Here is a 21860-nt window from a genome sequence, read left to right on the forward strand (position 1 = left end):
GCGCGCGCGCGGCGCTGTGAATACGTATGCCCTGCGCTGGCCAAGCGCTGCGGGGCACCGCATCAGGCGGCGATCAGCGCGGGGAATCCCGACGCGGCACGGGGAGGGTGAGTGGATGGTGGTGTCGTGGTCGCGGATCGCAGCAGCTTCGTGCTCCCGCGAACGCGGGAGTCCGGGGCCACTGAGCGGCGGGATCGCGGCACTGGGTTCCCGCGTGCGCGGCAACACGGGTGCGAAGCGTGACGCTGCCTCGTCCTCGCCGGACATGAGCGCCGCCGCTATCTACCCCGTGCCGGCGTTGCAGAAGAGCGCTGCCGCTTCCTCCCCTCCACCGTCATCCCGGACTTGGTCCGGGACCCACCGCGCCGCGTACTCAGCCGTCGCGGCGCTCGCGGGACCGTGGATCCTGAGACGAGTTCAGGATGACGCTAGAAGAAGGAGCGCCTGCGCTTTCACCCTCGCCTCCCTCGTCGCGCTGCTCGCCACCGCCGTCCCCGCGTTCGCCGACCCGCTGGCGGAGCTGCGCGCGCGCCCGCCGCAGGACGAGGTGATCTACTTCGCGCTGCCCGACCGCTTCGACAACGCCGATCCGAGCAACGACCGCGGCGGGCTCACGGGCGACCGGCTCGCCACCGGTTACGACCCGACCGCGAAGGGCTTCTACCATGGCGGCGACCTCAAGGGGCTGACGCGCCGGCTCGACTATGTCGAGGCGCTCGGCGCCACCGCGATCTGGGTCGGCCCGATCTTCCGCAACAAGCCGGTGCAGGGGCCCAGGGGGCAGGAGAGCGCGGGCTATCACGGCTATTGGATCACCGACTTCGAGCATGTCGACCCGCATCTCGGCACCGACGCCGAGTTCAAGGCGCTGGTCGACGCCGCGCACGCGCGCGGGATCAAGGTCTACATGGACATCATCGTCAACCACACCGCGGACGTGATCCGGTATCGCGAGTGCGGCGACTGCGCCTACCGCAGCCGCGCCGATTACCCATACCAACGCCGCGGCGGCGTCGACGGCGCCGCGATCAATCCGGGCTTCGCCGGCGACCAGGACCAGAGCGCGGCCAATTTCGCGCGCCTGACCGACCCGAGCTACGCTTACACCCCGTTCATTCCCAGGGGTGAGGAGAAGGCCAAGTCACCGGCCTGGCTCAACGACGTCACGCTCTACCACAATCGCGGCAACAGCACCTTCAGCAACGAGAGCTCGACGATGGGCGATTTCGTCGGGCTGGACGATCTGATGACCGAGAACCCGCGCGTCGTCGGCGGCATGATCGAGATCTTCGGCGGCTGGATCGACCGCTTCGGCGTGGACGGCTTCCGCATCGACACCGCGCGCCACGTCAACCCCGAGTTCTGGCAGCGGTTCGTCCCCGCGATCCTGGCGCGGGCGAAGGCGCGCGGCATCCCCAACTTCCACGTCTTCGGCGAGGTGGCGGCCGACCAGCTCGATCCCGGCCCGCTCGCGGTCCACACGCGCGTCGACGAGCTGCCGGCGGTGCTCGACTTCGCCTTCCGCCGCGCGGTGCTCGACACGGTAGCGGGCACGCGCGGCACCGATGCGTTCGAGACGCTGATCCGCGGCGATGCATTGTACGAGGGCGGCGAGGCGGTCGCGCGCACGCTCCCCACCTTCGTCAGCAACCACGACAACGGCCGCTTCGCTTTCTACGTGCGGCAAGCGCTGCCCCGGGCCAGCGACGACGAGGTGCTGCGCCGGGTCGAGCTCGCCAACGCGATGCTGCTGACACTGCGCGGCGTGCCGACGATCTACTCGGGCGACGAGCAGGGCTTCACCGGCGACGGCAACGACCAGGACGCGCGCGAGGACATGTTCGCCAGCCGGGTCGCCAGCTACAACGACAACCGCCTGCTCGGCACCACCACGACCACCGCCACCGCGCATTTCGGGCGCGACAACCCGCTGTTCCGCCAGATCGCGGCGCTCGCGCGCGTGCGCCGTGCCGAGCCGGCGCTGCGTGCGGGGCGGACGCTGCTGCGCGCGCGCGGCGACACGCCGGGGCTGCTCGCGGTGTCGCGCGTCGATCCGGTGAGCGGGCGCGAGATCCTGCTCGCCTTCAACACCTCGACCCGGCCGCTCGAGCGGCTGGTCGAGATCGGCGTGCGCGGTGCCACTGCCGCCACGCTCGCGGGGGAGGGCTGTGCCGCGCGCGCGGCGGCGCCGGGATCGCTGCGTGTGACCTTGCCGCCGCTCGGCTATGCCGTGTGCGCTATCGGAGAGACAGAATGACCGACCCGTGGTGGAAGGGCGCCGCCGTCTACCAGATCTACCCGCGCAGCTTCGCCGACGCGAACGGCGATGGTGTAGGCGACCTGCGCGGCATCACCGCGCATCTCGACCATGTCGCTTCGCTCGGCGTCGACGCGATCTGGATCTCGCCCTTCTATACCTCGCCGATGCGCGATTTTGGCTATGACGTCGCCGATTACTGCGACGTCGACCCGATCTTCGGCACGCTCGACGACTTCGACGCTCTGGTGGCGCGCGCGCACGCGCTGGGGCTGAAGGTGATCACCGATCAGGTCTGGTCGCACACGTCGGAGCAGCATCCCTGGTTTCGACAAAGCCGCCAGCGCCGCGACGGCGACAAGCACGACTGGTACGTCTGGGCCGACGCGAAGGCGGACGGTTCGCCGCCCAACAACTGGCAGTCGGTGTTCGGCGGCCCGGCCTGGACGTGGGACGCGCGGCGCCAGCAATATTACCTCCACACCTTCCTGCGCGAGCAGCCCCAGCTCAACCTGCGCCACCCGGCGGTACAGGAGGCGCTGCTGGCGGTCGGGCGCTTCTGGCTGGAGCGCGGCGTCGACGGCTTCCGGCTCGACGCGATCAATCACGCGATGGGCAGCGCGGCGCTGACCGACAACCCGCCCGCGCCGCCCTCGAACAAGCCGCGGACGCGCTCGTTCGACTTCCAGCTCAAGCAGCACAGCCAGGATCAGCCCGACATGCTGCCCTTCGTCGAGCGCATCCGCGCGCTGACCGACGAATATCCCGATCGCTTCACCGTCGCCGAGATCGGCGGCGAGGAGAGCGACTGGGTCCGCAAGGACTATACCGCGCCGCGCCGGCTCGACACCGCCTATGGCTTCGACTTCCTCTACGCCGAGCAGCTGACCCCGGCACTGGTGCGCGCCGCGCTGGCGCAATGGCCCGGCGCCGCGGGCGAGGGCTGGCCGAGCTGGGCGTTCGAGAACCATGACGCGCCGCGCGCGGTGTCGCGCTGGGCGCTGCCCGAGCATCGCGACGCCTTCGCGCGCGCCAAGATGGTGCTGCTGGCGGGGCTGCGCGGCAATATCTTCCTCTACCAGGGGGAGGAACTCGGGCTGACGCAGGTGGCGGTGCCGTTCGAGCTGCTCCAGGACCCCGAGGCGATCGCCAACTGGCCGCTGACGCTCAGCCGCGACGGCGCGCGCACGCCGATGCCGTGGCAGGCGGAGGGGCCGGGGCATGGCTTCACCGCGGGGACGCCGTGGCTGCCCTTCGGCGCGGACCATGGCGCGCTGGCGGTGGACGCGCAGGAGGCCGACGCGGGCTCGCTGCTGCACTGGACGCGGCGGCTGCTGGCGCTGCGCCGCGCCCATGCGGCGCTGCGGGTGGGAACGATCGCGTTCGTCGATCTGGGGCCAGGCGTGGTGGCGTTCGAGCGGGTCGCCGGGGACGAGCGGCTGCTGTGCGTGGTGAACCTGACGGCCGAGCCGCGCGAGCTGGTGCTGCCCGACGGTGTGACGCTGGTGGCGAGCGGGGTGAGCGGGGCGCGGTTCGAGGGCTATGGCGCGCTGCTGGCGCTGCGTGCCCCGACGAAGGCCGGGGCCCAGTTGAGGGACGGTTCCGCCCCTCACGTGCCGCCCGCTGCTGGGCCCCGGCCTGCGCCGGGGCACGCGAGTGATGTGGGGCGGGACTCGTCCTTCAGCGGTGCCCCGGCGGAGGCCGGGGCCCAGGTGGGTGACGGTTCCGCATCTCACGCGCCGGCCGCAACCGGACCCCGGCGTTCGTCGGAGTGGACGGGAGAAGGGGACAAGTCGTCGCCGCTCGTCGCGGTTGACGCCCCCGCCGACGTCGACGTTGCCCCTACTACCACCCCGCTCGCGGCCCCCCGCGCATGACCCAGCCGCGCCGCCGCCACCAGTCGCTCGCCGGGCTGGCCAACATCAGCTTCGGCTTCTTCGGGATCCAGATCGGCTTCGCGCTGCAGAACGCGAACATGAGCCGCATCTTCCAGTCGCTCGGCACGCGGCTCGACGACCTGCCCGCGTTGTGGGTCGCCGCGCCGCTCACCGGGCTGCTCGTGCAGCCCGTCATCGGACATCTCAGCGACCGCACCTGGCTCGGCCGCTTCGGGCGGCGGCGCCCTTATTTCCTTGCCGGTGCGCTGCTCGCCGCACTGTCGCTGCTGGTCATGCCGCTCAGCCCCGGGCTGCTCGTCGCGGCGCTGATGCTGTGGGTGCTCGACGCCTCGCTCAACGTCTCGATGGAGCCGTTCCGCGCCTTCGTCGGCGACATGCTCGACCGCGACCAGCACGCCGCCGGCTATGGCGTGCAGACCGCCTTCATCGGCACGGGGGCGGTCGTCGGCTCGATCTTCCCCTGGCTGCTCGAGCAGGCAGGGGTGTCGAACGTCGCGCCGCCCGGCGTCATCCCCGCTTCGGTGCGCGTCGCTTTCTGGGTCGGCGGCGCCGCGCTGCTGTTGAGCGTGCTGTGGACGGTACTGACCACGCGTGAATATTCACCCGAGGAGATGGACGCGTTCGACGGCGCGCGCGCGGCGGACGCGGCCGAGGGCCACGCCGCGCTCGCCGCGCGCGGTGACCGCGCTCCACTCGCCTGGCTCGGCGCTGGCGCGGCCGTGGTCGCCCTCGTCGCCGCGCTCGGGCTGGAGAAGGAGATGTACCTGCTCGGCGCGCTGCTCGCCGGCTACGGCCTGGCGAGCCTGGTCGCGATCCGCCGCGCGCGGCGGGGACGGGGCGCGGGGATGCTGGGGCATCTCGTCGGCGACTTCGCGGGCATGCCGCCGCTGATGAAGCGGCTGGCGCTCGTCCAGTTCTTCAGCTGGTCGGCGCTGTTCATCATGTGGATCAACACCACGCCCGTCGTCACCGGCGCCTTCTACGGCGCGCCCGACGCGGCCAGCTCCGCCTATCAGGAGGGCGCCAACTGGGTCGACGTGCTGTTCGCCACCTACAACGGCGTGGCGGCGCTCTCCGCGCTGCTGCTGCTGCCGTGGCTGGCGCGACGCGTCGGCAAGGCGCGGACCCACGCGATCGGGCTCGGCTGCGGCGCGCTCGGCTTCGCCAGCATGTTCGTGGTGCCTGACGCGCGCTGGCTGCTGCTGAGCGAGGTGGCGATCGGCATCGCCTGGTCGACCATCCTGGCGATGCCCTATGCGATCCTCGCCTCCGCGCTGCCGCAGCGCAAGCTCGGGGTGTATATGGGCCTGTTCAACGTTTTCGTGGTGCTGCCGCAGCTGCTGGTGGCGACCGTGATGGGATCGATCACCAAGCATTTCTTCCCGACCGAGCCGATCTGGACGATGGCCTTCGCCGCCGCGACGATGCTGGTCGCGGCGGGCGCGATGCTGCGGGTCCGGGTGGAGTAGGCGAGGCGGTGCCCGTGTTCCTGCGCGCGCGGGAAACCAGAGCCACGAGCGTACCGCCTGTAATCCTGGGCTCCCGCGTGCAGGAGCACGCAACGTCTATGGCCGCTCGGGCGCCTTCTCGCCGCTTTCCGCCGCCAGCGCCATCGCGCGCGCGGTGCCGGTGGCGGGCTTGAGCCGGGTCGCCGCCGCGTCGCGGCCGTAGTTGAGGTAAAGTACCGTTGCGATCAGCAGAGCGATCGCGAGCAACGCGGGCCAACCGGCGAAGCTGCGGTAAGAGAAGCCGTGCTTGTCAGTGTCCATGGCGTTCCTCGTGCGAGAGAGTCGCCGGTGCAATGACACAGTCGGCAGTCACGTTCCCGCTGATCGAGGTTACATTTTCTTGCTGTCAGGCGGCGCGGGTATGCGCCGAGAGCGCCGCCTCGGCCTGATCGAGCGCGCGCGGATCGTCGACGTCGAGCCACCAGGCGTCGCCCACGTCGACCACCTGCGCTTCGCCGCGCATGGCCAGCGCCTCGACGCCGGCCGAGATCGAGCCGCTGCCGCCCGCCGCGATCGAGTCGCGCAGCGCCGCGTGGAAGCGGGCGTCGACCGCGAACACGCCGGTGTCGTAGCAGTCATAGTCGGGGAGGTGCTTGCCGATCGCGACGATGCGGTCGCCGTCGGTGCGCACGCGGGTGACGTCGTCCAGGTCCACCAGCGGATTGTCGAGGCGGCGGTCGACCCCGAGCGTCAGCGCCGCTTCGGGTGCTGCGGCGACGCGCGCGATCAGCGCCGGGTCGAGCAGATGGTCCGCCATCATCAGCAGGTGGCGGCGCGGGCCGATCGCCGCGGCGCCGGTCAGCACCGAATGGCCGTTCGCGAGCGACCAGTCGGAGGTGCGTACGCAGCGCAGCGGCACCTGCAGCGTGGCGGCGACGGAAGCGAGGTGACGCTCCAGCCGCTCCCCCTCATGTCCCGTGACGACGGTGACGTCGGTCACGCCGCCGTCGAGCGCGGCACGCAGCACGCGCTCGATCAGCGGGACGCCGTTGACGGGAGTCAGCGGCTTGGAGGGAGAGACCGCGCGCAGCCGGCTGCCATAGCCGGCCGCGACGATGAGCGCGTGCAAGGGGCGGGCCTTACTCGGCGGCGAGGCGCGCGTCGGCGTGGATGAACTCGTTGGTCATCGCTGCGGCCACGTCGTCGGTCACCTGCTGCGGCGGGTGCTTGCAGAAGAATGCCGACGGACCCTCGAGCGCGCCGGCGATGCCGCGCTCCAGGCCGAGCTTCACGCAGCGGATCGCGTCGACCACGACCGCGGCCGAGTTGGGCGAATCCTCGACCGACAGGCGCAGCTCGAGGTTCATCGGCACGCCGCCGAACAGGTCACCCTCCAGCCGGAGGAAGCACAGCTTGTTGTCGCCGAGCCAGGGGATGTAGTCCGACGGGCCGACGTGGATGTTCTCGTCCGCGAGCCGCTCGGCGATCACCGCCTGCACCGCCTCGGTCTTCGACTCCTTCTTGCTCGCCAGCCGGTTGCGGTCGAGCATGTTCATGAAGTCGGTGTTGCCGCCGGTGTTGAGCTGGTAGGTGTGATCGATCGTCACGCCGCGCTGGCCGAACAGATTCGACAGCACGCGGTGGACGATCGTCGCGCCGACCTGCGCCTTCACGTCGTCGCCGATGATCGGCAGGCCGGCGTCGGCGAACTTCTTCTCCCACTCGGGGCGCGAGGCGATGAACACCGGCATGCAGTTGACCACGCCGAGGCCCGCCTCGAGCGCGCACTCCATGTAGAACTCCGTCGCCTCCTGGCTGCCGACCGGCAGGAAGTTGACGAGGATCTCGGCGCCGGTGCGCTTGAGCTCGGCGATGATCTCCGCCTTCTCCGCGTCGCGCGTGTCGTTGATCTCGAAGCCGCGGTCGTTGGCGGCGGTGAGCATGTGCGGCGCGACGCCGTCCAGCTTGGCACCCATCTTCACGATCGTCCCGGTCTTGGGCACGTCCGCGTGGAATACCTTGGTGCAATTCGGCTTGGCGAAGATCGCCTCGCCCAGGTCGAGGCCGACCTTGCGCGAGTCGACGTCGAACGCCGCGACGAAATCGAGGTCGCCGACCTTGTAGCCGCCGATCTCCTCATGGATCAGACCGGCGGCGGTGTTGCTGCCGGCATAGTGGTATTTGCCCTGCACGAGGCTGCTCGCGCAGTTCCCAACCCCAATGACCGCCACCTTGATCGAAGCCATTCTACCCCACTTGTCGGCCCCTAGCCGAGCTGAAGACATATACGTTGCCGCTTCGTGACAGATACGTGGCAACTGTCAAGCGGACCGAACGCCTGTATAGGCGCGCCGGGGCAAATGCACGAGGAACGCGTGAACGATTCCGAACCGGCTGTGGCGGGGAAGCCGCGGGAGCTTCAAGGCCTTCTGAACAGGACGATCTATCACCCGCTGGCGCACCTGCTGGCGCGCGCGCTGGTACCGACGCCGGTGACGCCGAATATGGTCTCGATTCTCGGCGCGCTGATGGTGATGGCGGCGGCGGTGCTGTACGCGCGGGTGGGAACGCCCGCGGCGATCGCGCTCGGCTTCCTGCTCCACTGCCTGTGGCACGTGGTGGACGGCGCCGACGGCGCGTTGGCGCGGTTGTCGGGGCGCGCGTCGCCCTCGGGCGAGATCGTCGACGGGCTGTGCGACTATGCCGGGCACGCGGTGATGTACACGCTGCTCGGCGCGGCGATGGACGACCGCATCGGCTGGATCGCCTGGCCGATCGTGGTGCTCGCGGGGGTGAGCCGCGCGGTCCAGTCGGTCTTCGCCGAGAGCCAGCGCCGCACCTATCAATGGTGGGCCTATGACGTGCCGTGGCTGCAGACCGCCAAGTCGGGCGGCGACGGCATCGGCGTGCGGCTCTCCGCGCTGTATCTCTGGGCGTGGCACAAGATGTCGGGGCCGACGCAGGTGGTGAACGCACTGGTGGCGAGCGCTGCCGCTGATCCGCCCGAGCGCCGCCGCATCGCACAGATCGCGCGCGAGGAAGGGCGCAAGCTGCTCCCCGCCGCCGCGGTGCTCGGCGCCAACCCGCGCACCATCCTGCTCGGGCTCAGCATGATCGCGGGGACGCCGCTGTGGTTCTTCCTGATCGAGATCGTGGTGCTCAACGTGGTGCTGGTGCTCGCGGTCGTGCAGGCTGCCTATGTCGGGCGGCGGATGACCCAGCTGATCGCGCACGGGCACCGCTGACCCGCGCCGGCGGCGCGCGGGAACCGTGTGCGCGACCCGCGGGTTGCCTGCGGCAAGAACATGGATCAGCGAGATTTAGGGAGCGAGCGATGCGACGGATCACGGCGATGACGACGGTGGGGCTGGCGACGCTGGCGCTCGCCGCGTGCAACGACCAGGCGAATCTGGACACGGGGGCGCCGATGGCCGGCGGCGCGAGCGCCACCGCGCAGCTCGCCACCGCGACGGGCGCGCCGGTCGGCCGCGCCACCGTTACCGAGGTGGCGGGCGGGCTGCGCTTCACCGTGGACGCCAGCGGCATGCCGCCGGGGACGCACGGCGCGCACGTCCATATGGTCGGTCGCTGCGACCCGCCGGGCTTCGAGAGCGCGGGCGGTCACTGGAACCCGACCCAGATGAAGCACGGCGCGATGAACCCGCAGGGGCCGCATCAGGGCGATCTGCCCAACCTCGTGATCGGCAACGACGGCCGTGGCACGATCGGTGCGACGATCCCGGGCGCGACCATGGCCGGGCTGCTCGACGCCGACGGTGCCGCGATGGTGATCCACGCCGGGCAGGACGATCTGAAGACCGATCCCAGCGGCAACTCGGGCGCGCGCATCGCCTGCGGCGTGTTCCAGGCGGGGTGAGCGGGGCGACCTTCACCCCTTCTCACGGGCGTCATCCTGAGCTCGTCTCAGGATCCACCGTGCCCCTTACCCAGGTGCTGGGGCGTTCGAGGGACAGTAGATCCTGAAACGAGTTCAGGATGACGCCTGAGCGTGAGGGGGCGTCAAAGGGCCAGGATAGGCACCCGCCGTCCCCGCCTCATCCCAGCTCCCCCGCCGCCCGCGCGCGGGCCTCGCGCGTCCGCTCCGCCTCGGGCACCAGCCGGTAGGCCGCCACGCCCGCGGCCACCCCCAGCGGCACCACTGCCAGCAGCGCCAGCATCCCGGTCGACAGGCTGCCGCTCAGCGTCGAGATCCGCCCCGCCAGATACGGCCCGAGCGCCAGCCCGAGCAGCGTCGTGCCGATGAAGAAGGTCGCGGTCGCGGTGCCGCGCATCCGCGGCAGCACCAGGTCCTGCGTCGCCGCCGCGGCCGAGCCCAGTCCCCAGCTCGCCACGTATTGCGAGGCGAACAGGCACAGGTACAGCGTCAGCGGCGCGCTCGCGGTGAAGCCGATCACGAGGAAGGGCACGGGCAGCACCGCGCCGCACAGCACCGGCACCAGCCGCCCGGACGGGTTGGTCCGCCGCAGCCGGTCCGCGATCAGCCCGCCGCTCGTCACGCCGAGGAACCCCGACAGCGCCGCGCCGCCGCCCAGGATCAGCCCCGCCTCCGCGGGCGACACCGCCAGCGCGCGCATCGCATAGGGCGCCGCCCAGAAGGACGCGGCGTAGCTCAGGAAAGCGTTGAGCCCATAGGCCACCACCACGCACAGGAAGGCGGGGGTGCCGACGATCAGCGCGAAGGTGGGCGGGTCGCGCTGGCGGAGCGCGCTCGCCCAGGAGAAGACCGCGTACACGCCGGTGCCGACCGCGATCCACTGCGGCAGCGGCTCGCCCATCGCGTGCAGCAACGCCACCGCCGCGACGACCGCCGCCAGCGCGACGAGGTTGACCGCCAGCGCGCCAGCTCCGCGCCGCGCCGCCGCGATCAGCGTGAGCGGGGGCAGGATCGTCAGCAACTCGCTGGCGAAGGCGCGGAATGGCGCGGGATGGGGCGCGGGCGCGGGCAGCCCCTCGACCGCGCCGCGCACCGGCTCGCGCAGCGTCGCCACCAGCGCGGCGAGCAGCAGCCCGGGCAGCCCGACCGCGAGGAAGGCGGCCTGCCAGCCGGCGAGCCCGAGCGGCGGGTCGGTCGGGAAGGCGCGCTGCCAATGCTGCACCACCAGCCCGCCGACCAGCAGCGAGCACCCCCCGCCGACATAGATGCCCGCCGAGTAGATCGACAGCGCGGTGGCACGCAGCTTGCGCGGGAAATAGTCCGAGATCAGCGAATAGGCCGAGGGCGAGGCGGTCGCCTCGCCGACGCCGACGCCGACGCGCGCGGCGGCGAGCTGCGCGCCCCCGTTCGCCAGCCCCGACAGCGCTGTCATGGTCGACCAGAGCGCCAGCCCCACCGTCATCAGCCGTACACGGTGCCAGCTGTCGGCGAGGCGGCCGAGCGGGATGCCGAACAAAGCGTAGAAGACGCCGAAGGCGGTGCCGTAGAGGAAGCCCAGGTCCTCGTCGCGCAGGTGGAGGTCGCGCTTGATGTCCTCGGCGAGGATCGAGATCACCTGCCGGTCGACGAAATTGAGGATGTAGACGACGAACAGGACCGCGAGCACGTACCACGCATAGCCGCTCGCGCGCTGGTCGCCGTCCGGGATCATGCCCGTTCCCTCCCGATGTCTCTCGTTGGCCGGAGCGTAACAGAGGAGCGGCGGGAGGGAAGGGGGCGCCGCCGTCGTGGGGCATGGACACCCGCTTGCCCGGTGTCATCCTGGCCTCGTTCTAGGATGCACCGTGAGACCGATAACTGGCCTGCGATCGTTGATGCCGCTGCCCACCTATTTCCGTCGCCCCGGCGGAAGCCGGGGCCCAGGTGGGAAGGCCGGCGTGAAAGTCATGAGCGTCCCCCGACTGGGACCCCGGCCTTCGCCGGGGTGACAGGCAGTGCTTGGGGTAACGGATGTTCATCGAGGTGAGGTGACGCTGTCGCATCATGTTTCCCCAGCCAGCCATCGCGATCGCGCGCGCGCCTCCCTCCTCCCGGCTCCAGCGTCACCCACCCGCCTCATTGCGCCGCCGATACTTTCGTCCATGATCGCGCGCGTCCCATCTTCCGCGGAGTCGTCCCCATCGTGCGTCCAGCGCTCTCCCGCCTCGCTCTCTGCCTCGCCCTGCTCGCCACGCCTGCCGCCGCGCAGCAGCCGCCCGCCGCCGCCGCGGCGGACGGGCCGACCCGCCGCTTCACCGGCGCCGACCTGTTCGGCCTGTCGGTCGCGAGCGACCCGCAGATCAGCCCGGACGGGAAGACGATCGTCTACGTCCGCCGCTCCGGCGACATCATGACCGACCGCATGGCCTCCTCGCTCTGGCTGATCGACGTCGCCAGCGGGCGCCAGACCCCGTTCGCCACCTCGGGCAACTCGCCGCGCTGGTCGCCCGACGGCACCCGGATCGCCTATGTCGCGGGCGACGGCGACCAGTCGCAGCTGTTCGTGCGCTGGCTCGCCAGCGGGAGCAGCGCTCGCGTCACCTCGCTGCCCGGCGATCCGGGGGCGCTCGCGTGGTCGCCCGACGGCACCCGCCTCGCCTATGTCGCCACGGTCGCGGGCGAGGGCACGACGCTCGGCAAGCCCCCCGCGAAGCCGGAGGGGTCCAAATGGGCGCCCGGGCTCGAGGTGATCGACCGCGTCACCTATCGCAACGACGGCCCCGGCTATCGCAAGCCCGGCTACGCTCATGTGTTCGTCGTCGCCGCGGACGGCGGCGCAGCGCGCCAGCTCACCTACGGCCGCTTCGACGACGACGGCCCGCTGGCGTGGAGCCCCGACGGGCGCCGCCTCCTGTTCGCCGCGATCCGCGCCGGCGACACCGAGCGTGAGGTGCTCAACACCGACGTCCAGTCGGTCGACCTCGCCAGCGGCGCGGTCACGGCGCTGACCACGCGACAGGGGCCAGACGCCAACGCGCGCGTCTCGCCCGACGGCCAGCAAGTCGCCTGGATCGGCTTCGACGACCACCGCCGCGGCTACGAGGACGCGCAGCTCTACGTCGGCGGCGCTGACGGCGGTTCGCCGCGCTCGCTCACCGCCGCGCTCGACCGCAGCGTCGAGGACGTGCAATGGTCACGCGACGGCCGCAGCCTCTATGCCAGCTATGACGACCGCGGCCAGCGCAAGCTCGCGCGCGTCGGCACCGACGGCAAGCTCAGCGTGCTCGCCGACAATCTCCAGGGCAGCGGCCTCGACCGGCCCTATACCGGCGGCGACTTCTCGGTCGCGCGCGACGGCACCGTCGCCTACACCGGCGGCGACGCGGGCGCGCCCGCCGACGTCTGGGTGCTCGCCGGCGGCAAGCCGCGCCGGCTGACCCAGCTCAACGCGGTGATGACCGCCGCCAAGACGCTCGCTCCCGTCCGCAAGCTGAGCGTCACCGCGCCCGACGGCCGCGCGATCGACGCCTGGCTCGCGACGCCGCCGACGCGCGCCGCGGGGCAGCGTGTGCCGCTGATCCTGGAGATCCACGGCGGCCCGCACTCGGCCTACGGTCCGACCTTCGCCAGCGATGTCCAGCTCTACGCCGCGGCGGGCTATGCCGTGCTGTGGGTCAACCCGCGCGGTTCGACCTCCTACGGCGCCGAGTTCGCCAACCTGATCGACAAGAACTATCCCTCCGCCGATTACGACGACCTGATGGCCGCGGTGGACGCCGCGATCGCCGACGGCACCGCCGACGCGGACGAGCTGTTCGTCACGGGCGGCTCGGGCGGCGGGGTGCTGACCGCCTGGATCGTCGGCAAGACGCACCGCTTCAAGGCGGCGGCGACGCAGAAGCCGGTGATCAACTGGATCAGCGAGGCGCTGACGATGGACAACACCACCTTCACCTCGCGCTACTGGTTCAGCAAGCTGCCCTGGGAGGACCCGATGAGCTATTGGGTGCGCTCGCCGCTGAGCCTCGTCGGCAACGTGACGACGCCGACGCTCGTCGTGGTGGGCAGCGAGGATTACCGCACCCCGGTGAGCGAGTCGGAGCAATATTATGCCGCGCTCCAGATCGCCAAGGTGCCGACCGCGCTGGTGAAGGTACCCGGTGCGAGCCACGGCGGCTTCACGTCGCGACCGTCGCAGTCGGCGGCAAAGGCCGCGGCGATCCTGGCGTGGTTCGACCGCTATCGCGGCCGTGGTGCGGCAACGGGTGCGGGGCCGAAGGCGGATTGAGGCGGCCGCTGCGCTCCTCCCGCATGTCCCAACCATCATCGTCAGCGTCCCGGTGGCTGCCGCAGGACATAGGTTAAGGTGTTTGATTTGAGCCAATTTCGCCGCGAGGCGTTGGCCAGCGAGGGGTAAAAGCGATGAGGATGGAGCCTCGCGACGAGACCAGCCTGATGGCGACGCTCGCGCGCAAGAACGCGGTGCTCGAGGGCATCAACCGGATCTTCCATGAGGCGCTAACGGCGCCGTCGCTGGAGGCACTCGGCCGCGTCTGCCTCCGCGTCGCCGAGGACGTCACCGGCGCGTCCTTCAGCTTCATGGGCGAGATCGACCGCGCCACCGACCTGCTCGACGAGATCGCGATCAGCGAGCGCGGCTGGGCCGCCTTCGAGGCGGCGAAAAGCGACTGGCCGCAGGGCGAGGTGCCTACCGGCCTGACCATCCACGGCCTGTACGGGCGCGTGCTGCGCGAGGGGAAGGCGTTGATCTTCAACGACGCCGCCACCCACGACGATCGGATCGGCACCCCCGCGGGACATCCGCCGCTGGAGAGCTTCCTCGGCGTGCCGCTGCATCAGAACGGCGCGGTACTCGGCATGGTCGGGCTCGGCAATCGCCCCGGCGGCTTTCGCGACGAGGACCTCGCCGCGGCAGAGGAGCTCGCCCCCGCGATCGTGCAGGCGCTCCACAGCAAGCGTGCCGAGATGGCATTGCGCGACAGCGAGGAGCAGCGCCGCCTCACGCTCGAGCTGGTGCCCGCGATGCTGTGGCGCGTCGATCTCGCCGGGCTGCGCATCGCGTCCAACCAGCAGTGGCACGCGATCACCGGCCAGACCGACGAGCAGGCCTCGAACGGCGGCTGGATGGAGCTGATCCACCCGAGCGAGGCGGGCAAGGTGAGCCGCGCCTTCCGCCGCGCCTATGCCGCGGGCGAGCCGGTCACGGTGCAGTGCCGCGTGCGCCAGGCCGAGGGCGGCTATCGCGCAGTGCTGATCCGCCAGGTGCCGGTGCGCGACGGCGCCGGCCAGATCACGCATTGGTTCGGCGCCGCCACCGACATCAGCGACATGCACTCGCTGGAGGAGCGCCAGCGCGTGCTCGTCGCCGAGCTGCAGCACCGCGTGCGCAACATCCTCACGGTGGTGCGATCGGTGTTCGCGCGCACCGTCGAGGGCAGCGAGTCGCTCGAGGACGTCGCCGACCATTTCCGCGGCCGGCTCGACGCGCTGGCGCGTACGCAGGTGAGCGCCACGCTCAACGCCAGCGGCACCGTCGACCTCGAGAACCTGATCCGCGACGAGCTGCTGAGTGTCGGTGTCAGCGATGGGCCCGGGCTCATCATGGCCGGTCCCGACGTGGCTCTGCCCGCCGACGCGGTCGAGCTGCTCGGTCTCGCGATCCACGAGCTTGCGACCAACGCCTTAAAATTCGGCGCCTTTCGCGCACCGGGAGGGTCGCTCTCGATCGCCTGGGATGTTAATGTAGATGGAAGATCGGCGCGCCGCCTTGACCTTAGTTGGACCGAGCAGGGCGTGCCCGCGGTCCCGATCCAGCCGACACGGCAGGGGTTCGGGACCGAGCTGATCGAGGAGGCCCTACCGTATCGACTCGGCGCCGAGACGCGGCTCGAGTTCCGCGGTGGCGGCGTGCGCTGCACCATCGGGTTGCCGCTGGGCGGCGACGAGGAAGGGGCGTGACGATGCCGGGGCGACTCGCGGGCAAACGGATACTGGTCGTGGAGGACGAATATTTCATCGCTTCCGACCTGCGTCGTGCGCTCGATGCCGAGCAGGCGGTGGTGGTCGGCCCGGTGAGCAGCCTCGCCGCCGGGTTGGAGCTCGCCGAGCGCGAGGGGATCGCCGCCGCGCTGCTGGACGTCAACCTCGAGGGCGATTCGTCGCTCGCCATCGCCGACCGGCTCGCCGCGCGCGGCATCCGTTTCGTGTTCGTCACCGGTTACGACGCCTGGGCACTCCCCGACGCCTACCGCCACGTGCCGCGCATTGCCAAACCATTCGCGGTATCGACGGTGCTTGCCGCGCTCGACCAATTACTCGCACCGGAGGACGTGCCATGATCCGCGCCGCCACCATCATCGACGATCGTCAGCCAGCGCTGCAGCGCCTCGCCGCGCTGGCCCCGCTCGACGCCGAGGTGATCGACACGATCGTCGCGGCCGCGGGGCAGGCGCAGACGATCCGGGCGCGCCGCGAGCTGGTGAGCGAAGGGCGCGAGATCGCCGAGCCGGTGCTGCTGCTGCGCGGCTGGGCGGCGCGCGTGCGGCTGCTGCCCGACGGGCGGCGCCAGTTCCTCAGCTTTCTCCTCCCCGGCGATGTCATCGGCCATTGCCCGCAGCCGCGCCCGGTCGCGGTGGCGACGATCGTGGCGCTGACCGACGTGCTGGTCTGCGCCGCGCCGCCGGCCGCGCCCGGCTCGGTGCTCGGCACGGTCTACGCGGTCGGCGACGCGCTCGATCAGGCCTATGTGCTGGCGCAGGTGACGCGGCTCGGCCGGCTCAACGCGCAGGAGCGGATCGGCGACCTGCTGCTCGAGCTGCACGAGCGGCTCACGCTCAACGGCATGGCGCGCGGCACCAGCTTCGACCTGCCGCTGACGCAGGAGACGCTGGCGGACGCGCTGGGTCTCACCTCGGTCCACGTCAATCGCATGGTGCAGCAGGCACGGCGCGAGAACGACCTGCAGTGGAAGGGCGGTCGGGTCACGTTGCTCGACCCGCCCAGTCTGGCGCGCAAGATCGGCCGCGTGCCGATGCGGGTGTCCGCCACCGTGGGGCCGCAGCCGGCGCGCGCGCGGTGAGGTAAGTCGATCCTCGCCGTTCGCGGGGAGGATCTAATCCTCCACCCGCCGCGCCCCAGCTTCGCGCACCGCGGTGAGCGTCGGCCAGCCGTTGACCGCCATCAGCAGGTCGGCCTCGGCTAGCAGGCATTTCAGCACGTGCGCGCAGCCCGCCGCGCCCCCGAGCGCGAGCCCGTAGCTGTAGGGCCGCCCAACGCCGACCAGATCGGCGCCGAGCGCCACCGCCTTGACGATGTCGGTGCCGCTGCGCACCCCGCCGTCGAACCAGACCGGCACACGCCCCGCTACCGCCGCCGCCACGTCGGAGAGCAGGTCGATCGCGGCGATCCCGCCGTTGGCCTGGCGTCCGCCATGGTTGGAGACGTAGACCGCGTCTGCGCCACCGTCGATCGCGCGGCAGGCATCGTCGGGATGGCACAGGCCTTTCAGCACGATCGGTAGCGAGGTGAGCGAGCGCAGCCACGGGAGGTCATCCCAGGTCAGCACCTGCCCGAAGGTCGCCGCCCAGGTCATCACCGCGGCGCGGCGGTCCTCCTCCGGCGGCCGCGCGAGCAGGCGGCGGAACACCGGGTCGCTGAAGTAATTGGCGAGGACATGGCCGCGCAGCTGCGGGAAGTTGGCGGTGTTGAGGTCGCGCGGCCGCCAGCCGGTCACCCAGGTGTCGAGCGTCACCACGATCGCGCGGTAGCCCGCGGCCTCGGCGCGGCTCACCAGGCTGGCGGCGAGGTCGCGATCGCGCGGCGTATAGAGCTGGAACAGCGCGGGCGCGTCGCTGCCGGCGGCGATCACGTCCTCCAGCCGATCGTTGGCGAGCGTCGAGGCGCACAGCGGCACGCCGGTCTCGCGCGCGGCCTGGGCGGCGGCGAGGTCGCCGTGCGAGTCGGGCGTGCACAGGCCGGTGACGCCGATCGGCGCCATGAAGAGCGGGGAGGCGAGCCGCGTGCCGAACAAATCGGCGGAGAGGTCGCGCCGCGCGCTGTCGACCATCATGCGCGGTACCATGCCCCAGTGCGCGAAGGCGCTGGCGTTACGGCGCTGCGTCAGCTCGTCGCCGCATCCGCCCTGGACGTAGGTGAGCAGCGAGGGCGGCATCGCCGCCTCGGCGCGCTGCTCGAGCGTGGCGAAGTCGACCGGCCATTCCGGCACGCTCCCCTCCAGCCCGGCGAGATAGATCGCCAGCTGATAGTCGCCGAACTGCGCCATCCCCACTCTCCCTGTATCCGCCCGGACGTACGCGAATTCGGGAAGCGGTTCCACGCCGCTGCGGCGGGGCGCGGACGCACGAAGGGCCGGGATCACTCCCGGCCCTTCGCTGTTCGTTGCTCGAGACCCCGGCGAGCCGGGGCGGGGGCGTCAGGCGCCCGCGACCTCGGCGACGTCGACCTTGATCCCCGGGCCCATCGTCGAGCTGACGGCGATCTTCTTGACGTACTTGCCCTTGGCCCCCGACGGCTTGGCCCTGACTACCGCGTCGACCAGCGCGTCGAAGTTGCGGCGCAGGTCCTCGGCGCCGAAGCTCGCCTTGCCGATGCCCGAGTGAATGATGCCGGCCTTCTCGACGCGATACTCGACCTGACCACCCTTGGCGGCCTTCACCGCTTCGGCCACGTTCATCGTCACGGTGCCGAGTTTGGGGTTCGGCATCAGGCCCTTCGGGCCGAGCACCTTACCCAGTCGGCCGACCACGCCCATCATGTCCGGGGTCGCGATGCAGCGATCGAAGTCGATCGTGCCGCCCTGCACCGTCTCCATCAGGTCCTCAGCCCCGACCACGTCCGCACCCGCGGCGCGCGCCTCGTCGGCCTTGGCGCCGCGCGCGAACACGCCCACGCGGACGGTCTTGCCGGTGCCGGCGGGGAGCGTGACGACGCCGCGGACCATCTGGTCGGCGTGGCGGGGGTCGACGCCGAGGTTCAGCGCGATCTCGATCGTCTCGTCGAACTTGGACGACGCGTTCTGCTTCGCCAGCGCGATCGCCTCGTCGACGCCGTGCAGCTTCTCACGGTCGATCGTCCAGGCCTTCTGCTTCTTGCTCACCTTCGTCACGGCCTCAGCCCTCCACCACTTCGAGGCCCATCGCGCGGGCCGAGCCTTCGATGATGCGGGTCGCCGCCTCGAGATCGTTCGCGTTCAGGTCCTTCATCTTCGCCTGCGCGACCTCGGCGAGCGCCGAGCGGGTGATCTTGCCCGCCGACACCTTGCCCGGCTCCTTCGAGCCCGACTTCAGGTTGGCGGCCTTCTTGATCAGGAAAGTCGCCGGCGGCGTCTTCGTGATGAACGAGAAGCTGCGATCGGCGTAGACGGTGATCACGGTGGGCAGCGGCGAGCCCTTCTCCATGTCAGCGGTCTGCGCGTTGAACGCCTTGCAGAATTCCATGATGTTGACGCCGCGCTGACCCAGCGCCGGGCCGATCGGCGGCGACGGGTTGGCGGCGCCCGCGGGCACCTGCAGCTTGATATAGCCTGTGATCTTCTTTGCCATTCGTCTCACTCTGTTACTGGTCGCGCCCGAGGGGAGCGCCCGGTTCAAGTCTAGCGGTTCGTCCGGGCGGGGCCGTGGCCTCGCCCTCCCGCGGCGTTCCATCGTGTGATGCGGTGGAAGCCGGCGCGCGTAGCCGAAGCCGGCTCCTTTGGCAAGCTGGCACTCCTGGCCCTCCCGCCTCGAGCCCGCCGAAAATTTCAGCGAATTGTACGTAATTTAGGGTCGGGCGCGGCGAGTTGTATAAGCAGGATTATTGCTCGTGGGAGCGGCAAGTCGTAATCGCGAAATCATGGGCGGCTTCATCCCACGTACAGGAACTTCCCGGGACGGTGCCCCGCTGTCGCTGAGTCGCACGCCGCCAGCCGATCTCGCGCCCTTCGTCGCGCGCTTCTTCGTCACCATCTTCGATCGGCCCGATGACGCGGTGCTCGAAGATTTCCTATTGCATGAAACAGCTTACATCCGCGTGCCGGTGATCGGTCAGTGGTCGACGATGATCGAGGGCGCGTGGCAGGACTATGAGGGGCCGATGCTGTTCGGCGCACAGCAGCGCCGTTTCCCGGTGCGCTGTGTCGGTCCGGTCGTCGCCGCCGGATTCGCGATCCGGCCGGGCGGCTGGTTCGGCTTCAGCGACACCCCCGCCGATGCGCTGGCCGATCGCCTGGCGCCGATCGCGCCGGGGCGATGGAATGAGGCGCTGCGCTGGGCGTGCGATGACGTGCTCGATCACGAACAGACCTTCGCTCGGCTCCACCAGGTGGTGCGCGAGCATCTCGTCGTTCGGGCGGCGGCGCCTGACATGGTCAGCGCACGCTTCGAGCGGATCGCGCGGGTGGACCCGACCCGCCCCGTCACCGAGGTAGCGGCGGAGTTCGGCATCTCGGGGCGACGTCTGGATCGCGCGGTGCGCCAGCATTTCGGTCACCTGCCCAAGACGGTGATGCGCCGCAGCCGCTTCCTCGACATGGCGGCAGTGATGCGCGGGCTCGCGGTGCCCAGCGCGGACGAACTCGCCGAGCTGCGCTTCTACGACGCCTCACATCTCAACCGTGAGTTCCGCGAGTTCGTCGGCATGACCCCGGCGCAGTTCCGCCGGACGCCGACGCCGCTGCTCACGCCGGGGCTGGAGGTGCGCCAGCAGCGCAAGCGCGCCGACCTGGCGCCCCACGCGCCCGCGCCGTGGCTCGCGGACGGGCAGCCATCCACGTCGCTGGCAGATATGCCGATCGGTATGGATCTGCTGCCGCGCGATGTGGCCGCGCCCGCTGATACGCGGGGGGCGGCCCGGCATCGATAGCGCTCACGGTCATCGTCGAGGCCTCCCGCCCGAGCGGGAGCCTCTCGCCTACTTGCTGCGCTCTACCTGCTCGAAGTCGAGCTCGACCGGCGTGGCGCGGCCGAAGATGCTGACGGAGACCTTGACCTTCGACTTGTCGAAGTCGAGCTCCTCGACGGTGCCGTTGAAGCTCGCGAACGGACCCTCCAGGACCTTGACCGCATCGCCGATCTCGTAGTCCACCTTGACCTTGGTCTTGGGTGCGACCGCCGCCTCCTCCTTGGAGTTGAGCATGCGCGCCGCCTCGGCTTCCGAGATCGCCTGCGGCTTGCCCGAGGAGCCGAGGAAGCCGGTCACCTTGGGCGTGTTCTTGACGAGGTGGTAGACGTCGTCGTTCATGTTCAGCTTGGCCAGCACATAGCCCGGCATGAACTTGCGCTCGACCGCGATCTTCTTGCCGCGGCGCGCCTCGGTGATCGTCTCGGTCGGCACCTCGATCTGCTCGACCAGCTGTTCGAGCCCCATGCGGGTCGCCTCGGCCATGATCGAGTCGCGGACCTTGCCCTCGAACCCGGAATAGGCGTGGATGATGTACCAGCGCGCCATCGTCGTGCTTCCCGTCCTTACTTCGCCAGGCTCAGCAGCGCCTTGACCACGGCGTTGAAGAACGAATCCACCGCTAGGAAGAACAGCGCCAACACCGTGGTCATCACGACGACCATCACCCCCGTCATGACCGTCTCGCGGCCGGACGGCCAGACGATCTTGGCGGTCTCGGTGCGGACCTGTCGGATGAACTCGAGCGGGGTCGTCTTCGCCACGATACTGAGCCCTTGTTGAGCCGTGAAAAATGTCCCGCCAGTCACCGGCATGGGCCCGCTATCGCTTCCCCGCGGATGGGGAGAGCGATGATGAACCGTCCGTACTGTCGGAAGTGCGAGGGGACATAAGTTGGCCGCGGTGAAAACGCAAGCGTGGCGGCGGGTTTGTCCGCGTGACTGCCGCGCCGCCATGACGAAGAAGGGGCCGGCTCCCACACGCCGGCCCCCCCTCCTACGTTCGTCGCTCCCGACGGCGATCGCCGAGGCGACCGGTTCCGATCAGTTGCTGTCCGAATCGTCGTCGTTGTCGTTGACGATCGCGATCACACCGATGGCGGCGATGCCCGCAGCGATGATCGCACCGATGATGGCGCCGCCGGCGATCTGGCTGTCCTTCGCGGTGGCGGTCGCTGCGCGCGCGCCGGCGACCGACAGGCTGGCAGCGGGATTGTTCGTCGTGGCGGCAAGCGCCGGCGCGGCGACGAGGCTCAGCGCGGCGGCGCCGGCGAGAACAGAACGCATGAGGATACTCCCTTGGTGATTGACGTGCCTGAGAGGTATAGGGCGATCACGCCGCGACCTGAGAACACGAGGCCGGATAATCTATCCGTCACCACCGATCTGGGTTGGCAGGAGTGGAGGGACTCGAACCCACGGCCCTCGGTTTTGGAGACCGATGCTCTACCAACTGAGCTACACTCCTGT

20 protein-coding genes and 1 tRNA gene are annotated in these 21860 nt (G+C 70.4%); 10 read left to right on the plus strand and 11 right to left on the minus strand.

Going from position 1 to position 21860, the window contains the following annotated elements; genetic code table 11:
• Nucleotides 1–265 precede the first annotated feature (265 nt).
• Genes K7957_RS09940 through K7957_RS09950 form a run of 3 tightly spaced genes read left to right on the plus strand, consistent with a single transcriptional unit; the run spans nucleotide 266 to nucleotide 5624 of the window.
• Complete coding sequence (locus tag K7957_RS09940; protein WP_246616951.1) at nucleotides 266–2257, plus strand: alpha-amylase family glycosyl hydrolase; 1992 nt, start codon at nucleotides 266–268, stop codon at nucleotides 2255–2257.
• On the plus strand, nucleotides 2254–4134 hold the full coding sequence (locus K7957_RS09945; RefSeq protein WP_223011855.1) for an alpha-glucosidase family protein: 1881 nt from the start codon (nucleotides 2254–2256) through the stop codon (nucleotides 4132–4134). Before K7957_RS09940 ends, K7957_RS09945 begins: the two co-directional genes overlap by 4 nt.
• The gene (locus K7957_RS09950; protein ID WP_223011856.1) at nucleotides 4131–5624 is read left to right on the plus strand and encodes an MFS transporter; all 1494 of its coding nucleotides are present in this window, start codon (nucleotides 4131–4133) and stop codon (nucleotides 5622–5624) included. The genes K7957_RS09945 and K7957_RS09950 overlap by 4 nt, the downstream gene beginning before the upstream one ends.
• Nucleotides 5625–5720: 96 nt before the next feature.
• Here the strand turns inward: K7957_RS09950 and K7957_RS09955 are convergent, their stop codons facing one another.
• From K7957_RS09955 to K7957_RS09965, 3 genes are all read right to left on the minus strand, one after another.
• Nucleotides 5721–5924 (minus strand): hypothetical protein, encoded by a 204-nt coding sequence (locus K7957_RS09955; protein WP_223011857.1) that lies wholly within the window; start codon nucleotides 5922–5924, stop codon nucleotides 5721–5723.
• An 85-nt stretch (nucleotides 5925–6009) separates the two neighbouring features.
• Complete coding sequence (locus K7957_RS09960) at nucleotides 6010–6732, minus strand: phosphocholine cytidylyltransferase family protein (RefSeq protein WP_223011858.1); 723 nt, start codon at nucleotides 6730–6732, stop codon at nucleotides 6010–6012.
• A gap of 10 nt (nucleotides 6733–6742) precedes the next feature.
• Nucleotides 6743–7849, minus strand: a complete 1107-nt coding sequence (locus tag K7957_RS09965) for an inositol-3-phosphate synthase (RefSeq protein WP_132908946.1) — start codon at nucleotides 7847–7849, stop codon at nucleotides 6743–6745.
• Nucleotides 7850–7978: 129 nt separating this feature from the next.
• On the opposite strand from K7957_RS09965, the gene K7957_RS09970 reads away from it, so the two are divergent.
• Entirely contained in the window at nucleotides 7979–8848 is an 870-nt protein-coding gene (locus tag K7957_RS09970) for a CDP-alcohol phosphatidyltransferase family protein (RefSeq protein WP_223011859.1), read from the plus strand.
• An 89-nt stretch (nucleotides 8849–8937) separates the two neighbouring features.
• Nucleotides 8938–9480 carry a superoxide dismutase family protein gene (locus K7957_RS09975; RefSeq protein ID WP_246616952.1) on the plus strand — a complete coding sequence of 181 codons (543 nt, stop codon included), beginning with the start codon at nucleotides 8938–8940 and terminating at the stop codon, nucleotides 9478–9480.
• Nucleotides 9481–9658: 178 nt separating this feature from the next.
• Here K7957_RS09975 and K7957_RS09980 read toward each other — a convergent pair whose 3' ends face one another.
• Complete coding sequence (locus K7957_RS09980) at nucleotides 9659–11209, minus strand: spinster family MFS transporter (RefSeq protein WP_223011860.1); 1551 nt, start codon at nucleotides 11207–11209, stop codon at nucleotides 9659–9661.
• Nucleotides 11210–11677: 468 nt separating this feature from the next.
• Here K7957_RS09980 and K7957_RS09985 point away from each other — a divergent pair, with 468 nt between their 5' ends.
• The 4 genes from K7957_RS09985 (at nucleotide 11678) to K7957_RS10000 (ending at nucleotide 16576) form a co-directional block, all read left to right on the plus strand.
• Nucleotides 11678–13765: a S9 family peptidase gene (locus K7957_RS09985; protein WP_223012234.1), complete on the plus strand. Its 2088-nt coding sequence runs from the start codon at nucleotides 11678–11680 to the stop codon at nucleotides 13763–13765.
• 134 nt (nucleotides 13766–13899) lie between these two features.
• Nucleotides 13900–15456: a GAF domain-containing protein gene (locus tag K7957_RS09990; RefSeq protein WP_223011861.1), complete on the plus strand. Its 1557-nt coding sequence runs from the start codon at nucleotides 13900–13902 to the stop codon at nucleotides 15454–15456.
• Nucleotides 15457–15458: 2 nt separating this feature from the next.
• Nucleotides 15459–15836: a response regulator gene (locus K7957_RS09995; RefSeq protein WP_223011862.1), complete on the plus strand. Its 378-nt coding sequence runs from the start codon at nucleotides 15459–15461 to the stop codon at nucleotides 15834–15836.
• The gene (locus K7957_RS10000; protein ID WP_223011863.1) at nucleotides 15833–16576 is read left to right on the plus strand and encodes a Crp/Fnr family transcriptional regulator; all 744 of its coding nucleotides are present in this window, start codon (nucleotides 15833–15835) and stop codon (nucleotides 16574–16576) included. Before K7957_RS09995 ends, K7957_RS10000 begins: the two co-directional genes overlap by 4 nt.
• Before the next feature lie 33 nt (nucleotides 16577–16609).
• Here K7957_RS10000 and K7957_RS10005 read toward each other — a convergent pair whose 3' ends face one another.
• The 3 genes from K7957_RS10005 to rplK form a co-directional block, all read right to left on the minus strand.
• On the minus strand, nucleotides 16610–17779 hold the full coding sequence (locus tag K7957_RS10005) for an alpha-hydroxy-acid oxidizing protein (protein WP_223011864.1): 1170 nt from the start codon (nucleotides 17777–17779) through the stop codon (nucleotides 16610–16612).
• Nucleotides 17780–17929: 150 nt separating this feature from the next.
• Entirely contained in the window at nucleotides 17930–18622 is a 693-nt protein-coding gene (gene rplA, locus K7957_RS10010; RefSeq protein WP_223011865.1) for a 50S ribosomal protein L1, read from the minus strand.
• 4 nt (nucleotides 18623–18626) lie between these two features.
• Nucleotides 18627–19058, minus strand: a complete 432-nt coding sequence (rplK, locus tag K7957_RS10015; protein WP_223011866.1) for a 50S ribosomal protein L11 — start codon at nucleotides 19056–19058, stop codon at nucleotides 18627–18629.
• Nucleotides 19059–19317: 259 nt separating this feature from the next.
• Here rplK and K7957_RS10020 point away from each other — a divergent pair, with 259 nt between their 5' ends.
• Nucleotides 19318–20355, plus strand: coding sequence for an AraC family transcriptional regulator (locus K7957_RS10020; protein WP_343228392.1), 1038 nt, complete (start codon nucleotides 19318–19320; stop codon nucleotides 20353–20355).
• A gap of 48 nt (nucleotides 20356–20403) precedes the next feature.
• Here the strand turns inward: K7957_RS10020 and nusG are convergent, their stop codons facing one another.
• The 4 genes from nusG to K7957_RS10040 all read right to left on the minus strand — a co-directional run bounded on the left by nusG (nucleotide 20404) and on the right by K7957_RS10040 (nucleotide 21858).
• Nucleotides 20404–20940: a transcription termination/antitermination protein NusG gene (gene nusG / locus K7957_RS10025; protein ID WP_223011868.1), complete on the minus strand. Its 537-nt coding sequence runs from the start codon at nucleotides 20938–20940 to the stop codon at nucleotides 20404–20406.
• A gap of 17 nt (nucleotides 20941–20957) precedes the next feature.
• Nucleotides 20958–21155, minus strand: a complete 198-nt coding sequence (secE, locus tag K7957_RS10030; RefSeq protein ID WP_223011869.1) for a preprotein translocase subunit SecE — start codon at nucleotides 21153–21155, stop codon at nucleotides 20958–20960.
• Nucleotides 21156–21434: 279 nt separating this feature from the next.
• Nucleotides 21435–21677, minus strand: a complete 243-nt coding sequence (locus K7957_RS10035) for a hypothetical protein (protein ID WP_223011870.1) — start codon at nucleotides 21675–21677, stop codon at nucleotides 21435–21437.
• A gap of 105 nt (nucleotides 21678–21782) precedes the next feature.
• A tRNA-Trp gene (locus K7957_RS10040) sits at nucleotides 21783–21858 on the minus strand.
• Nucleotides 21859–21860: the final 2 nt, after the last annotated feature.

It is taken from the genome of Sphingomonas yunnanensis, from assembly GCF_019898765.1.
In the GTDB taxonomy this organism is placed as follows: Bacteria; Pseudomonadota; Alphaproteobacteria; order Sphingomonadales; family Sphingomonadaceae; genus Sphingomonas; species Sphingomonas yunnanensis.